13 protein-coding genes are annotated in these 16629 nt (G+C 54.2%); 12 read left to right on the top strand and 1 reads right to left on the bottom strand.

The annotated features are described in order from the left end of the window. Positions 1 to 163: 163 nt before the first annotated feature. Complete coding sequence (locus WMP97_RS00060; RefSeq protein WP_340439567.1) at positions 164 to 1081, bottom strand: adenine-specific methyltransferase EcoRI family protein; 918 nt, start codon at positions 1079 to 1081, stop codon at positions 164 to 166. A 356-nt stretch (positions 1082 to 1437) separates the two neighbouring features. Here WMP97_RS00060 and WMP97_RS00055 point away from each other — a divergent pair, with 356 nt between their 5' ends. The 12 genes from WMP97_RS00055 (at position 1438) to WMP97_RS00005 (ending at position 16256) form a co-directional block, all read left to right on the top strand. Then, the gene (locus tag WMP97_RS00055; RefSeq protein WP_340439566.1) at positions 1438 to 6351 is read left to right on the top strand and encodes a hypothetical protein; all 4914 of its coding nucleotides are present in this window, start codon (positions 1438 to 1440) and stop codon (positions 6349 to 6351) included. Positions 6352 to 6475: 124 nt separating this feature from the next. Beyond that, positions 6476 to 6769 carry a hypothetical protein gene (locus tag WMP97_RS00050; protein ID WP_023021075.1) on the top strand — a complete coding sequence of 98 codons (294 nt, stop codon included), beginning with the start codon at positions 6476 to 6478 and terminating at the stop codon, positions 6767 to 6769. Positions 6770 to 6824: 55 nt separating this feature from the next. Further along, a complete protein-coding gene (locus WMP97_RS00045; RefSeq protein ID WP_340439565.1) occupies positions 6825 to 7190 on the top strand; it encodes a hypothetical protein in 366 nt (121 codons plus the stop codon). Positions 7191 to 7243: 53 nt separating this feature from the next. Beyond that, complete coding sequence (locus WMP97_RS00040) at positions 7244 to 10930, top strand: tape measure protein (protein WP_340439564.1); 3687 nt, start codon at positions 7244 to 7246, stop codon at positions 10928 to 10930. A 15-nt stretch (positions 10931 to 10945) separates the two neighbouring features. Next, the gene (locus tag WMP97_RS00035; protein ID WP_340439563.1) at positions 10946 to 11818 is read left to right on the top strand and encodes a hypothetical protein; all 873 of its coding nucleotides are present in this window, start codon (positions 10946 to 10948) and stop codon (positions 11816 to 11818) included. Continuing rightward, the gene (locus tag WMP97_RS00030) at positions 11760 to 13334 is read left to right on the top strand and encodes a Gp37-like protein (protein ID WP_340439562.1); all 1575 of its coding nucleotides are present in this window, start codon (positions 11760 to 11762) and stop codon (positions 13332 to 13334) included. Before WMP97_RS00035 ends, WMP97_RS00030 begins: the two co-directional genes overlap by 59 nt. A gap of 47 nt (positions 13335 to 13381) precedes the next feature. Beyond that, the gene (locus tag WMP97_RS00025) at positions 13382 to 13555 is read left to right on the top strand and encodes a hypothetical protein (protein WP_259825016.1); all 174 of its coding nucleotides are present in this window, start codon (positions 13382 to 13384) and stop codon (positions 13553 to 13555) included. Between the two features lie 27 nt (positions 13556 to 13582). Beyond that, a complete protein-coding gene (locus WMP97_RS00020) occupies positions 13583 to 14248 on the top strand; it encodes a glycoside hydrolase family 25 protein (protein WP_340439561.1) in 666 nt (221 codons plus the stop codon). 30 nt (positions 14249 to 14278) lie between these two features. Continuing rightward, positions 14279 to 14674, top strand: a complete 396-nt coding sequence (locus WMP97_RS00015; protein ID WP_340439560.1) for a hypothetical protein — start codon at positions 14279 to 14281, stop codon at positions 14672 to 14674. 27 nt (positions 14675 to 14701) lie between these two features. Then, a complete protein-coding gene (locus tag WMP97_RS00010) occupies positions 14702 to 15049 on the top strand; it encodes an MbeD/MobD family mobilization/exclusion protein (RefSeq protein WP_340439559.1) in 348 nt (115 codons plus the stop codon). Positions 15050 to 15055: 6 nt separating this feature from the next. Continuing rightward, positions 15056 to 15337 (top strand): HNH endonuclease, encoded by a 282-nt coding sequence (locus WMP97_RS11785; RefSeq protein WP_445293071.1) that lies wholly within the window; start codon positions 15056 to 15058, stop codon positions 15335 to 15337. Positions 15338 to 15464: 127 nt separating this feature from the next. Then, on the top strand, positions 15465 to 16256 hold the full coding sequence (locus WMP97_RS00005; protein WP_340439558.1) for a GDSL-type esterase/lipase family protein: 792 nt from the start codon (positions 15465 to 15467) through the stop codon (positions 16254 to 16256). The last annotated feature ends 373 nt before the right edge of the window (positions 16257 to 16629 follow it).

Raw genomic sequence — 16629 nt, 5'->3', positions numbered from 1 at the left:
ATAATTCAGCATTTTTAGCAAACAACGGCTCCTGACACTAGCGCCCCGTCGGGGCGCGTTTTGCACTTCGTTGGTACAGATACAGGTCGCGGGCCGGTTTTCCGCCTTCCACTGCTCAATGTGGGGGTCGTTGTTGGCATTTTAGTATGTTGATTTTAGAGGGTTAGTTTCGTTCGATAATGATGCGTGGTTCGACGAGTTCTTCGTTTAGGGATAAGGGTTCTCCATCGTGGCCTGTGTTGTAGTCGACTAGGTGGAATTGTTCTGGGCTGTAGTCGGCTAGGAACGTGACTGGTACGCCCATGAGCCCGGTGTAGTCGGAGGGTATGTTGTCAGTGTTGGGGATGTCTAAAGCGTTGAGGTTGTCGTATCTCGGATAGAGAGATTTATTGTGCGCCCAGGTCTTGGTCAGTGGAATGGGTTGGTGGCGTTTAAGGTGGTCAATGTTGGTCAGCCATATGAAGCTTTCTGGAGTAATAATTCGGTTGCCTTTTTGGTTGTACCCTGGATAAGTTTTCAGGGCTTTTATTTTTTCCGGTAATACGAAACCTGAGAAATCGTGGTCGGAATTGTAGCCCAACCATAGTTGGTCATTTTGGAATAGCTTAAATACGTCCTTGCGTTTGATTGAATCAATATGCGATATGAATAGAAAATTTTTCCGAAATATCTCCATATAGTTGAGGTAATCGTGGGCCAGGGAATATGGTGGGTGAGTGACCACGATGTCGGATTGATAAAGAAATTCCAAGCATTCGTCGCTTCGGAAGTCGCCGTTTTTCGTTAACTTCCATTCTGAGCCGTTGTCTCCATCGTAAATGTATAGGCTTCCTTGGCGCCTATAGTTGGAAGGTCCTGTTGCAATAAGTTTCTTGAGTCTAAGTTGATGGAAGTGGTTTTGAAAGTAGCGGACAAAGCTTGATTCTTTTGAGGATTCAGCGTTGCAGTACACCACTTTTTCTTCGAACACGGAGGTGTAGTGCCTGAGCTCCTTTTCGATGTCGGTTTCTTGGGTAAGTAGGTCATCGTTTCGGGCCAGTCGAGCACGCCTCCATGCACGTAAGTCTTCGGGATTAGTCAATGCTTTCTCCTGTTGTTTCTTGAAACTTTGCTAATGCACAATCTTTCTGATTGCACGAAGTAATCGTTTTGGTTAGTGGGACCTTCGCATTTTGGGAGGCTGAGACTCCTTGCGAAGATTATAGGAGCTGTGTGCGAGATGGCGCCTATCGGGCAGAGTAGTAAGAACCGTGTTTTATACTGGTGTAAGTGTTGTGACGCTATTTTGGGGGTTTTATGCGTAATCGGGGGAATCTTGTCCATGGTGTGCCGAATGTTTCGGCCGGTGGTGGTGCTTGGATTGGCCGGCCGGTGTCGAGTCCTTTTGCGGTGCCTTTATCGGCGAGTGAGCCATTGCGTCGGCTTCCAGGCGTCGGGATGGCCCCTGCGGGTTATGTATCTGCTGATGGTGTGACGGTGGATACGTCGGTGGATGCTGAGGAGTCTAAGTCGTGGTCTGGTTTGTCGATGAGTACTGTCTCCTCACCGGATGGGGTGAGCCTGTCGGTGTCGTTTATGGAGTTGGGGAATTCGGCGGTGATGCGGCTGACTCACCCTGATGGTGGCGTGAAGGAATTGTTTGATTCTTCGCGTGTGAGGGTTGAGGAACGTCTTGATGGGGCGTTGCCTTATCGTTCGTTGAATTTTGATTTGTTGGCTTCTGATGGGCAGCGTGTGCGTTTGTTTGTCCCGCGCGCGGTGGTGACGTCGATTGATTCGCAGGCGTTTAATCGCAGTGAGTTGGCAGGCAGTGTGGTGACGCTGTCGTGTACGCCGGATGCGAATGGTGTGTGTTTGTACCGTCTGGTGGATAGGAATCCTCAGGAGCCTACCGGTCGCGACGATAAGGGCCCGGATTTTGCGTTTACTGGCAAGGTACGCGAGTGGGTGGACTATATTACCGGCGATGGCAGGTTGACGAATCTTGGTGCTATCCGGGTGAATGTGTCTACTGCTCTGGATATTATTTCTCGTCTTTCTGAGAGGTCATTGTTGGATGCGGTGGATCAGTTGATTAACCGTGTGGAGCACACGGTTGCGGATATGACTGATTCAGAGTTGCTGCGCATCATTGCGGATTGGGCTCCGCGGGACCTTATTAGTGGCGCTAACTTGGATAACTTTCGCGCGGCTTTTGACCATGCAATGTCGTGGCTGCGCCGGCGGAGTAAGTCGGTGGCGCATGCGTTGAAGAAGATTGCAACACTGTGGTCGAGTGTTGGTGTCGGTGGTCTGATTGCCGGCTTGGCTAATGGTGATGTGCAGCAGGCTATTGGTGATTTCCTGTCGACGGCGGGGGCGAATTGGCAGGATTGGTTGGATGCCATTCTGCGTGGCGATGTTGACCATCTTATTGATAATGCGATTGCGTCGGTGAATTTCCCCGCGTTGGGTGATGCTTTGGCGAATATGGTGTCCTCTGCTGGTTTTTCGCAGTGGGCTGGGCCTATTCGTGCGTGGGCTGGTCGTTTGGGCCAGATGTCTGGCGATGTTGGCAAAATGGTTGGTGACGCACTGCGCGGATTTTTGAACAGGCAGAACATCACGGACGTTAATGAGTTCATTCGTGATGCTATGCGTCGGTGGGATGATATTTCCGGGGATTTCATCAAGCGTATGACCTCGGGGGAGATTCTGTCTAATATTGCTCGTGCGGGTAGTAATCTTTACCGCGCGGCGCAGCAGCTGTGGGGCACAGTTGTTGACATTGTTCGGGATAATTGGGGTGTCTTCAATCCGTCGAATCTTGTGAAGGCGTGGAATGCGTTTATTGGTGCGCTGGACCCGGCCCAGTATGGCGATATTGCGAACAGGTTTCTAACGGACTGGTCGAATCCTCCTGCTCTTGCCAATGACGTGGGTTTGTTGGTTACTGCGGTGGCTAGTGACATTGGCCAGGGCTGGATTGCTGCGTTGAATGCTTTGAATTTGGGTCAGGTGCTTCCACAGCTTACTGGGGCGTGGGATGCGTTTCTTGATGGCGTCGATAAGGCTATTGCGGAGCTTTCGACACAGGATTTGATTCTTGTGGGTGCGATGTTGGCGTTGCCGGTGATGGCTTTGGCGGCCGGGGTGGCGTTGACGTTGGTGCTGCTGGTGTTTGGCAAACCATTGCTTGCAGTTCCGGTTGCTTTATCGACCGCGGGACTGTTGTTGGGCATGCTGGTTGTGGCCTTGAAGTTTTTCGGCTTTGGGCTCAGCGGTGTGGTGTTGCCGTGGGCGGCGGACTTGATTGTGATTGCTCTTCTGACTGGGCATCCGCTGGCGGCGTTGTTTATTTTTTGGTCGGTGGTCAATGGTGCGAAGTTCATTATTTTGGACTTCCCGCTAGTTGTTATTGCTGGCGCGTTGCCGGTGACGTTGAAGGCCTTCGTGTTGTTTGTGGCTGCTGGGTGGGCGCTATCTCATCTTGCGGTATTAGCCGCGGTTGTGTTGTTCGTAGTGGCGAAGATTCGTGTGTTGTTGCGGATTACTCAGCCGTTGCGGACGACGGCTCTGGAAAAAGCTGTTATTGCGGTCGCTATTGCTGTGACTACGTTCGTCATTGTGGCGTTGTTTGCCTCTACTGTTGTGGGGCTGATTATCTTTCTGATGATTCGTAGTTCTACTCTTTCTGGCCGGTCATTGTTGTTGAATTTGGTGCGCACGGTCATTATTGGTGGGGTTTTTGTCCCGTTTGTTGGGATTAGTATCGTCGTGTCGTTGCTGCGGTTGTTGCGGTTCAGGTTGGATACGGTTCCTCCGGTTGTTACTGCGGTTGCGGTGTCGTTGCCGATTGTTCAGGTTTTGGTATTTCGGTCTTTGGTGACGGCTCGCTTGGCGGGTAAGCAGCTTCGTGCGGCAGTTAGTGTCATTCGACCATTTGTGCGTTTTGTGCTGGCTGCACTGTTTTTGATGTTTACCACGGTGAGGGCCTTGTTGCCGGTGGCCGGGTCTGGGGTGACGGCGTTTGTTACGGCAATTGTTGCTATTCCGGCGTCGATTATTTTTTATGTGGCTTCTGTGGCGTGGGTGGCGTCGAATGTAGCGGCGTTTCCGTTGCTGAAGAAAGCTGTCGCTCCTGTCATTCTGGCGTTGGGGGCTGTGGTTGCTGTGTCGCTTTTGGCAATGGCTGTAGCGACGCTTTTGCTTCTTCCTGTTTTGGCGCCGCCGGTTGTTTCTGCTGTTGCTGCGGTAGCTGCAGCCTTGGCCACAGTGGGTGCTACTGTGGCGGCGTTTGTCGCCCATCAGCTGTCCTTGCTGGTCACGAGTCTATTTGGTGCGGGCCAGTTACTTTTACGCGCGGTGACTGCCGGTGTGATGCTTGTCGGCGTTGCGTTTATGGCTACCGGTGTCTTTGCCGCCATCGGGCCATGGATTGTCCGGCTGGTTTTACGTGGTGTGGAAACCGTACGTGCAGCAATTTCTGTCGGGTTTATTCCCCTTTTTGCATCGCCAACGCGGCTTTTATATCCAGTGCGTGCTGTAGGCACCACTGTGGTTAGCCTAATCTCTGCAGTAGTACTGATAGTGGCGTTGTTGACGCTTCCTGCACTGTTTTTGCCGTACAGAGGCCTGCTGTATCGCGTATTGATTCCCCTGTCCATGAATGTTTTCTTGCTGAAGTGGAATTTTTACAGCGTCAGCGTACAAGTTGTTGCCTGGGGGCTTTTGGTAATCTTTGCTAGCGTGTCCGCAGCAGCATGGGCTGCGTGGGCTGCGGCTGGTGGACCAGCGAATCCGGCAACGAATACCATTTGGCTCGTCGCTGGCGGTGCAGGAAATTTGGGCATCGCCCAGTTAGTAATCATGCTCGTGGGCTATATAGTGGCTAAGCCTCAACGTGCACTTCGCCGCCTACTGACTCCTTTTGTCCTTCCGTGGACTTTCTTGGATGCTTTCGGCATTGACACTGTCACTACGTTGGGAGTCGCGCTAGCGCATGTTGTAGCACATACACGGGGAATCATTGGGCGTATTCTCCGCCCTATCCTCCCGCTTATGGTAGGTATTCTCGGGTCGAGTGTTATTGCTGCGGCTCGTTGGATGGGGTGGAAGGTTCCTGTCATTGCAGCGCGGTTGCTTACCCCTGTTGCAATCGTGCTGGGCGTGAATCATCGTTTTGTCATCGCTGTACTTGTTGTTCTCACTTGGGTTGGGAAACGTCTTAAGAAGTGGCCAAAGTTCGCCCTCAGTAGTATTGCTACCGTTGTTTCTGCCATTGTGGTCGCACTTGCAACTGCCCGCGGGACACGCCACTTACTCTTGGACGCTGGAGTTATTGCTGGTGCCTTCCCATGGATGAAGACCCAAAAGTTGGAGCGACTCGCATTGGGGTTGATGATTTCTGCTGTAGTTACTGTGTTCGTGGGCGTTCCATTACTTCTTGTGTCGCGGAAGTTAGCGAAGCCGTGGAGGATATTAGCCAAGGTGTCACTGTTGACGATTGCGGTGACGTTTTCTGCGGCAACGTTGACGATTGTGCCAGGTGTTGCCGGTGCCATTATTTTGTTCTTGTCGGTGGCGACGTTTCTGAGCATGGTCGCAACGCACCCTCGAGTACTTCTAGCCCCGTTAGCTGCACTGCTCACGGCGGTGACGGGACTTGGTCTGGCTGGCGCTTTCGCCTTTCTTGCCGCTGGTACTCCGGTGCGTTCTGGTAGGCGACTGTTTAGTCGCCTTCGTGTAGCTGGTCTTGTGGCAGCGGCACCTATCCTTGTGTGGGCCGTGTTGATTTTATCGGCTTCTTCGCTCATTGTTGCAGTTGCTAGTGCCTCGCATGCGGTTCGAGCTGTTGACCTTATATCTTCCATTGCGGTATTTGCCGCGGTGGTGGGGCTTTTGGGTATTGTTTTAGGCTCGCTGGCGCTGACTCTGTTCAATCGTGTGGCAGGTGTTGTGCTTGCCGGTATTGTGACTGTCACGTTTATTGCGGTAGCTGGGCTGATTATCATGTTGAGCTTAGTGCCGATTTACCTTCGGGTGGTCAATACAATCGCGTTTCCTCTGGCGGGTATCCCGTTGGATATTTTCAACCTGTTAACGCGTCATTCGCCGTTAGGCAGGTTGTTGCGTCTATGGGTGGTTGCTCATTTGGCGGTGCTGGCAGTCGTGTCTTTGGGGCTAGTGGCCGTAGTGATTATCCTCAACATTGCTGGGACGTTAACCGGGTTTGTTGCTGTGTCGGGTATTGCTATCACCATTGTGCTGGCGTACCTGTACGTGTTTATTCCAATTGTCGCTGTACTCATTTTGGCTTACTTCGCAATCGCAGCCGGTTTGGGATGGTTGCTAGCTAGCTTTGGGCCGTAAACAGCCGTACATAAGTGCTGCTATCATGAGGGTGCAAGGATTGCAGTAGTCTCCTTCCAGCAAGGTAGGAGGCTGCGCAAGTCCGCATGTAAAACACGTATTCGATTCGGGGGAATTGTTTCTTATGGCTGCAAAGAAGAACGCCAAGAAAAACACTAAGCCGACCAACGACTGGTTTAACTACACCACCTCTAACGGCGACGACATCACTCTGCCGCCGATTGACTCCATCATCACCGTCGGCGACCGCCGCCGCGCCAAGCGAGACGGCCTTGATGATGAAGACTTCTCCTGGATGATTCTCGAGCGCGCCGCCGATAAATCCGACGACGGCACCCTCGATGTCATCGATAACATGCACATGGACGAGTTCAACACGTTCATGCAGGACTGGAGCGAAGGCGGCGACAAAAGCTAGCCTTGGCGAAATCGTCTCCCTCATCGACGCCGTGGACACCGACACCCGATTTGCTATGGCAGTCGAAAGAGAACTCATCGAAGCCGGTATACGCTGGCGGTGGATAAACGACGGCACAGACCGTGTCACGTGGAATGATGCCATCGCTCTGATTGCCACCGCTGGCCCAGACTCGGCACTGGTGCGCAATGCACAAAAGAAGGACTGGGAATGGAACCTTACCAATCAGCTCCTGGCGCATATTGCTGACCAGCAAGCGATGAGTGCTTGGGGAGGTAAGGGGCAAAAACCGAAGCCTATCCCCCGCCCCGGCGTAAACGATACGACAACTGAGACTGCTGGTATTCAGGCAGAGGGACTTACCAAGCAAGAAATGGACGAATGGCTAGGCGATGAGTGGCCTGGCGTTGACGGGGGTTAATCATGGGTGCAAACTTCGATGTTGGTACCGGCTGGGTCAGTATCGTGCCGAAAATGGGAGATTTTTCCCAGGTACGCAAGCAGATTGATAAGGCTGTGGTCAGCCCTTCTAGCTCGTGGGGCGAGAAGATGGGTGGCAAAATCACCAGTGGTCTGAAGAAGACGATGAAAGCTGGTGCTGTAGCCACCACCGCCGCTGCTGGTGTCAGCGCGGGTAAAGCCTTTAGTGATGGTTTTAACCGCTTGGCGTCTACCGACAAGGCGGAAAAAGCCCTCGAGGGCCTAGGCTATAAGGGCAAAGACATCGACCAGATTATGGGCAATGTCAATAAGTCCATTGAGGGCACCTCCTTCCTCATGGGTGATACCGCCCAGGTTGCCTCTGTCATGCTCAGCTCGGGCATTAAGCCGGGGCAGGACCTTCAGGACACGCTAAGCCGTGTTGCCGACTCTGCTGCTCATTCTGGTGTTTCTATGGGCGAGATGGGCTCTATTTGGTCCAAGGTTGCTGCCCGCGGCCACGTTGACGGTGAAGTTATGGCCCAGTTGATGGACCGAGGAATCGGCCTGCAGCAAAAACTCGCCGACCAGATGGGCGTGACTAAAGAAGAAGTCACCGACATGATTAGCTCGGGCAAGGTCTCATTCGAGGACTTTTCTAACGCCATGAACGACATGTTCGATGGCGCCGCCCAAAAGCAACGCGAAACATTCAAAGGCTCCTTTGACACCATGGCCGCGTTCGCATCCCACGTGACCGCAGCGTTCATCCAGCCTTTCTACGATGGAATGATTCCCGTCTTTAACGCATTGGCGGATGGCTTTGACAACATCACCCCGCAGATTAGTGATTTCGCTGAACAGCTTTCGGACAAAATCGCCCCAATATTTGACCACCTGGCCGATGAGATCATCCCGAAAATGTTCGATGCTATCGGCAACATTGATTTTGATTCGGTCATGGATTCTTTATCTTCCATGGGTGATGTAGCTGTGCAGGCGTGGCCGTACGTTGAGCAGTTAGCGGGCTCCATCGGACAGCTTTTGAGCGCTATAGCACCGGTTTTGCCGTCGATTGTTACGGCGATGGGGTCTATCGCTGTGGGTAGTTTGCCGGCCATAGTTGATCTTTTGAATGCTCTTGCCCCTCTTATCTCCACGGTGGTTGTCCCCGCGATTGAGAAGCTCACCGACCATATGGCTAAGCATCCTGGTTTGGCTGCTGCGGCTGCTGGTGGGTTTATGACGTGGGCTAAGGTTATTGCTCCGATTACTCGTGGGTTTAAGGCGTTTAAGGCAGGCGGCGACATTATCGCATCATTCGGGCCGAAGTTGGGCCCTGCGATAAAGGGGTTTATGGGATTCCGTAAGGCTTTGGGCGGAATCATTAAGGTCGGGCGCATCATCTTCACTGGGCTGCGTACCTTGCCTGCACTGTTGGCGGCTATTTTTGACACAAACCCAATTGGCCTTATTGTCACAGCTATTGCCGCCGTCGTTGCAGGCATTACACTCTTTTTGACAAAGACCGAGGTCGGGCATCAAATCTTGTCGAAGATTGGTGACGCGCTCCGCAGCTTCTGGGAATGGATTCAGCCTGTATTTTCGGCTATTGGTGAGTGGTTTTCGAAAGCGTGGGCAGTTATCCAGCAGGTAGCGCCCTACATCATCACGGCACTTCTGACACCTATCATGATGCAGTTCATGCTGGTTAAGTCCATAGTGATGGTGGGGTTCGAGGCCATCAAAGCAGGCTGGGAGCTACTCGTAACCGGCATTCAAGCCCTGTGGGAAAACGTACTCAAACCCGCATGGGACGCTGTCGCACAAGCAGTGCACTTCCTATGGGAAGCAGCTATCCAACCAATCCTCAACCTGATAAAGCAGCTCTGGGAAGCTGTCGTAAATAGCATCAAGGCCCTCATCGATACGGTACTTATCCCAGCGTGGGACGCGATGAGCCAATTCCTGTCCGCTATCTGGAATAACGCTATTCAGCCAGTATTTAACGGGATTAAAGCCGTGTGGAACATGGTTGTCGACGGTATCAAGGCCATTATTGACAACGTCCTTCTTCCTGCCTGGCAACACATGTCAGACTTCATTAAAGGCATTGTCGATGCACACGTTCGTCCTGCTTTTGACCGCATGAAGCAAGGGGTCGACCAAGTTAAGCAATGGTTTGAAAAAGCCGCTGGTGGAATCAAGTCCGCATGGAACAGTGTCTGGGAAACTATTAAGTCAATTGCCGGCAAAATTGCCAACGTCGCCTACAACAACGGCATTCGCCCCGCATGGAACGCTGTATCCAAGGTAACTGGTGTAGACGAGCTTCCTGAGGTTAGCTTCGCCAGCGGTGGCGTCATGCCCGGTTACACCCCAGGCCGCGACATACACACCTTCTTCTCGCCTACCGGCGGAACGCTCAACCTATCCGGTGGTGAGGCCATCATGCGCCCAGAATGGACCAGAGCAGTCGGCGGCCCAGCAGCAGTCGCACGTATGAACGCTACAGCACAAGCAGGAAAAGGCACCGGACTTTCCGGCTCCTTCGCTGACGGCGGTGTTATCGGCGCCATCAAATCCACAGCAGGCAAAGCATGGAACGTCACTGACGACGTCATCAACAAAGCCATCGAGCTCGGTGGTGACTTCGCCAACGCAGCAAAGAAACTCTTCGATGGCAAAATCAACGCTGTTAAAGACAAACTCGGCATCAATAACGGCACTGTTTTAGCAAACTCCGTGGCTCCCGCCTACCTCACTAAAGGCGCCGACAACGCATGGAACTGGCTCAAAGACAAAGTCACCGCCGTGGCCAAAAAGGTCAAGGAGCACTTAAGCGTCGGCGGCGACGTCAACAAGTATCGCGGACTTGTCACCCGCCTGTTGAAAGAAAAAGGCCAGCCCGCCTCCCTCGTCGATACCGTGCTGCGCCGCATGCAACAAGAATCCGGAGGCAACCCGCACGCCATCAACGATTGGGACTCCAACGCCACCAAAGGCACCCCATCCAAGGGACTTATGCAAACCATCGACCCCACATTCCAATCCTACAAAGACCCCGGATTCGACGACATTTGGGACCCGGAAGCCAACATCCGCTCCTCCATGAACTACGCCATGGCTACCTACGGTTCTCTCTCCGCGGCCTACGACCGCGCCGGAGGCTACAAAAACGGCGGTGTACTACCTGCATTCTTACGCGACTCCGGTGGTGTACTCCCCAATAACTCTGTTGCAGTCAACACGTCCGGCCAATCAGAATGGGTACTTAACTCCCAACAGATGACTAATTTCGCTGAAGGCATTACTTATGCTGCCCAGCACTTGGACGCCACCGCTCAGACCTTCTCAGAAGGCGTCGAAGCATGGCTTAACGGTCAAGAAGAACGCGTCGGCGCCCCCATCGAATGGGGCTCACAATTCCTCGGCGACGTACTTGCCGACATCACCGACGACCTCGGCTCTCCCTGGGGCATTGACGGGGCCAACGCCCCAGACATTCTTGACAATCAAGGCCGTGTCAAAGTCGCTGTCGCCGGAACAGCCGACGACCCCGGAAAAACTGCCCTGCCACCAGTCGAAGTTCACCTCAACATGAACGGCGACAATATGGAAGTCTCCTCCGACGATGTACGCCGCGGCGTCAACCAAGCCCTCGACGATTATCAACGCCGCATCGAAGCACTCGAACGCGGAGTCAAAATCAACACCTTCACCACCCCAATGGTCGTCTAGCAGGAGGAAAGCACAGTGGACATCCAACTAACCGACTATAAAGGCCACACCTGGCACCTCGCCGGCCACAGGGAAGGAGACGAAGGCGTCACCCTACATAAAATCTCCGGCACCACCGGAAAACTATCCGACCACCCAGTACTAACCACCCAACACTTCCCCACCCACACCTACGATACGGCCACCCCCGAGCCCATCACCCCAACACTGACAGTCAGCATCACCCACACCACCGAACTGACCACTGAAACCACTATCCGCCGCTTCCTCGACGGCCTCGACTTCTACAAACCCGCCCTCCTCACGTTCCATCAACCCCGACAACCCGAACTCCAACTCTTCGTCCACCTCGAGTCCCCCATCGGACTTCCCGAAGAAACCGCCCCCAAAGACACCACCACCCTCGAAATACACCTCACCGCTCAAGACGGCCGATACTTCGGCCCAGAACACACCTCCACCGGAATCACCACCATCGAAAACACCGGACAACTCCCCCTCTGGCCCACCATCCACTGGAAAGGCCTCACAGCCCGCATCACCGAAGACAAAAACGGACTCATCATCCTCCCACCAGCACTCGGCGCCACCGGACTCATCTACCACACCAACCCCGACACCGGAGGCCTTATCACCGACACACACGGCTACCCCAACCACAACGCCTGGGCCACACTACGAGGAGTCGCCTGGACACGCCCCATCATGCCCGGCGACGCCACCGCCATCGACTGCCACAAATGCCACATCAAATGGCGCAACCAATACCTACAACCATGGTCACAAACAGGAGGAATAGTAAGCAATGCAGGAACATCAAATAGCGCACATGGCCGCACTTGGGCAACGGCATCAGGACGACCACACGCCATTCGTCTATTTGACTGACAAATACCTCACCCCACAAACCATCATCACCGGCTACACCCAACTCAAAGCAAACGACAAAGTCAACGACGCCGGCACCGTCACCCTCGAAGTACCCACCAACCACCCCATCGTCGACCTCCTCATACCACCACTAGCCTTCGACGGAGACCCCAACTCCACCCTGCGCAAACTCACCGACATCCAACAATTCCTCGTCATCGAATACGGCCACACCCGATACACCTACTTCGTCGACACCATTATCGACCACGCCCAACAACACAACCCCACCGTCGAAATCACCGGCACCTCCATCCACGACATGGCCAACTACCTCGTCATGGAATCCAACCCACTAGCCATCAAAGCCATCCAACCCAAATACATGGACGTCCGCGCCGGCGACTCCCTCCGAGTCATTAAAACATTCATCCTGATGAACCTACGCCGCCTCTACCAATTCGACCTCCTCCCCGACGCCGACCCCTGGTCCCCCATCGCCTGGCGCGACTACGCCGACTGGCCGATTATGGTCAATCCACTGCACAAATCCACCACCACCGCCTGGACCGTGCTTGCCGCCCGCTTCGACTCACTAGCAGACCTAACAAAAGAAACACTCGACGCGGCCGGACTCCGCCTAACCATCACCCTCTGGATGCCCTGGGACAAACAACCATTCCCCACCCACACCCGACTCTGGAAACCCACCTTCATCATCGACATCATCCCACTGACCAACGACTCCTCAGTCGCCGGACACGTCCACGAAGGCGTCAAAAACATCACCCGCAAATGGGACCCCGAAGACAACGTCTCCACCGTCGGACTCGGCGACCGCACCAACCCAGACGGCTACAAACCCTGGGTTATGCTCCGTCCCACCCACATCGACTACGCCACCAGCGACGTCACCATCACACGCTCCAAGTACGCAGACGTCACCGTCGGTGGAAAATCCCCCAACGCCATCAACCAACTGTTGAAGCGGGCAACCGCCACTTTCGTCGGCGGAGCCATCGCTGGCGCCAAAAACGCCTGGCCCGGAAACGACAAACAACTCGACGACCTACAAAACAAACTCGAAAAAGCCACCGGCAAACTCACCGAAGACAAACTACTCGCCTTCACACACCACCAAGCCACCCGCAGAGCACGACACCTTGGCCCCTACCGACGCCGCGAGCTTGTCGCCTCCGGAGAAGGCTTCACCATCGAAGGGCAACAACAAGCATTTGAGGCACTCGCCAAAGGCAAAGGAAACCTCTCAGCCTCATTCAAACTCGCCGATAATTGCCCCTACCAGCTTGGCTACGAAGTAAACGTCGGCGACCAAATCGGCATCCAATGGCGAAACATGAACCTCTCCACCTGGATTGATGAAGCCACCATCAGCCACAAGCCCGGCACACCACCCAAAACCGAACTAGCTGTCGGCGAAGCACAGCCCCGCCAATCCGCCCTCCAACAACTCAACGAAAACCAAAAACACATCTCCGCCACAACCAAACGACTCAAAACCCTCATAGGGTAAAATCACCACACAGGAACACCAGTTCCACACACAACGGGGGATAAAACATGGGAGTATGCCTAAACCGCGACACACCACCAGGCGCATGGGTCGTCAACCAACCCATACTCAACGCCACCAACCAACTACACGCGCTCTTCTTCGGCCCAGATGACTACACCACCGGCCGAAACACCATCGAAGCGCTCACACCAGCCCTACACAGCTGGCTCAACAACTAAAACCATAAAACAAGGGGGAAAATAATCATGCCACTGTACGGACTCGACGTGTCTGAACACAACAACGGACTCAACCTACACACCGCACAACAAGAAGGCTACGACTTCGCCATCATCCGCATCTGCGACGGAACCTACAAAGACCCCATCTTTCACTCCCACCTGAAGGACGCAGAAACCGCAGGACTCATTACCAGCGGGTACTGGTACCTCCGCGCCCCCTCCGAAGGCACCACCATCGCCCAACAAGTCGACACCATCGACCAACAATTACAAGGCCGCAAAGACCTCCCCATCTGGATAGACGTCGAATCCATCGACCCTTCAGGCAACGCCCTCCTCTCCGGAAACGACGTCTGGGCAGCAAAACACGAACTCGAATGCCGCGGCTACAAAGTACCCGGAATCTACTCCGGCGCCTGGTACTGGGAGAAAATGATAGGCGGCGAACCCTCCATGGACGGCCTCGGCGCCCTCTGGGTCTCCAACTACGGAGCTCAAAACAGTCACGGCACCGCCGCACAACTCTACCCAGGCGACGACAGCCCACGCTGGAACTACCCACTCGGCGACCACACCCCCGACATCCTCCAATACGGCTCCAACGGCCACGCCGCCGGATACCCCGGAGTCGTAGACATCAACGCCTACCGCGGCACCCACGACAACCTCAAACACCTACTCAACCAATAACCCCGTACACACCAGAAAGGAGAAACAACTATGCCAAAGCACGCACAAAACATCATCCACCCACAACAATTCCAACTCGACCGCGGCATCACCCACTCCCCCTGGTACATCCGACAAACCATCTACACCATCACCGGTATCATCGCCCTCACCGTCACCGCATTCGGTATTGCCAGCCCCGACCAAGTTGATACCTGGCTACAAAACACCAGTGGTATCACTGCCACCATTGCCAGCGCCCTGGCCGCCATCACCACCGGCGAACACTCCGACTATCGCCCCACCCCAACCCAACCCCCACAAGACACCTCACCAGCAGCACAAGACACCCCAACAGCCCCAGCGCCACAACACCCCACACCCAACCATCCACAAGGAGCAACGCCCGGACACCCCGCACCCAACCCACAACAACCACCCCAATAACCCAACAACACGCAAAGGAGGCACACCATGACACCACTAACAACCATCATCGCCACAGGCACCACCAGCACCATCACCGGCATAGCCTCCTGGATAACCGCCACCATCAACGCCCACTCAAAAGAACGACAAACCCAAGAACAAACCCGCTACCCCGAATGGAAAGCATTCGTCGACACCATCCAACAAGAAACCCATCAACTCACCGACCGAGTCAACAATCTCCAAGACCAAGTGGACACACTCCGCGGCCGTGTCAACACACTCAGCCACAAGTACAACTCCGCACTCAGCCACATCACCGAATGGCGCCAAGCACACCCAGAAGAAATCCCCCACCACCCAGCACCAACAGCAATCAAACCCGACCTCTAAACCACCATGAGCAACAAAAACCCACACCACCCAGGAACCCCACACCACTTACGCCGATATGTCCGCAACCGCGACAACCACACCTGCCAGAAATGCGGCAAACCAGGACACGAAGTAGACCACATCACCCCAATAAGCCAAGGCGGCACACACAACCTAGAAAACCTCCGCGTACTTTGCCACCAATGCCACACCAACAAAACCACCCAAGAAACCCGCACCGGCAAACACAAAAAGAAAAAACTCCTCCACCTCCCACAACAACCCCACCCCGGACTAGCCAACTAACCACAATCACCACACCAGCAACACTCAAAACATTTCACTCAAAACCAAAATTCTGGCATTCCACTGAAAAACCGATATCCTAGACAAAGGAAACTCAAGCAAACAGCAAACTAAAAGGAAACTAAAGATGAAATCCCCCACTAAATACACAGCAGCAATACTAGCCACCACCACCGCCCTGGCCGCAGGAAACACCACCGCACTCGCAGCCACACCAGGCAACACCGTACTAGTCGGCGACAGTGTAGTAGCCAACCCAACATTCTCCGACTACTGGAAAAACAAGGCAAACGCCAAAACCAACACCGGAGTAGGCTGCGTCACCGACGGCTCCATCGCCGACGAAATCGCAAACGCATCCGGAGGCGCCCACGTCGACCAATACCAATGCGCCGGCGCCTCCTTCGCAACCGGCGGCCACCACATTGACGATTCACTTCGCACAGCCGCACAACACGGCGACCTTAACCCACAAACCAAAAACGTCGTCATCGTCGCCGGCGCCAACGACACCTACCCATACAAACAAGACATCCAAGCATCAGACCACGCAATCCGAAACGGCCTACGCAGCGCACTGCAAGTAGCACACAAAAACGCCCCCAACGCCAAAATCACCGTCGTCGGCTACCCACACATATCCGACGGCGCCAACACCTGCCTCACATCAGCAACCATTCCACTACCCGCCGCAGCCGTTGCAGAAAATGAAAAACGAGTCCAAAACACCCTGCGCGAAGTTTCAGACCAAAACGACGCAACCTTCCTAGACGCACAGCCGATGTCCACCGGACACGACAACTGCTCCCGAGACCGCTGGTGGGTCAACCTAATCGATCTCTTGCCACCAGCACCAGGAAACCTACCCCTCCACCTCAACGCCAACGGCCAATACATCGGAAAAAATATCGCAAAATAGACCCCACCCCACCCAAATTCCCGTGCACCACACCCACCACACGGGAATTTTCCATCAGCAAAAAGGAACAACCCCCGTGAAACCAACAAAAATAAGCGCCGCACTCGCCACCGCAACAATCACAACCACACTCCTAACCCCCACAGCACAAGCCCTCCAACCAGGAGACAAATACGTAGCACTCGGCGACTCCTACGCCTCAACCGGAACCATCACACAACCCGCACCAAATAGCACCCCCACCTGCGTCAAAGACCAAGACAACTACCCACACCAACTAGCCAAACAACTCAACCTCCAACTCGACGACGCCTCCTGCGCCTGGGCATTCACCTACCAATACGACAACCCCCAACACCACGCACTCCCCCTC

Origin of the sequence: Corynebacterium sp. KPL4072 (assembly GCF_037908395.1) — a bacterium.
In the GTDB taxonomy this organism is placed as follows: Bacteria; Actinomycetota; Actinomycetes; order Mycobacteriales; family Mycobacteriaceae; genus Corynebacterium; species Corynebacterium kefirresidentii.
The sequence above is the reverse complement of the archived record's forward strand: the minus strand, read 5'-3'. Positions and strand labels throughout refer to the sequence as shown.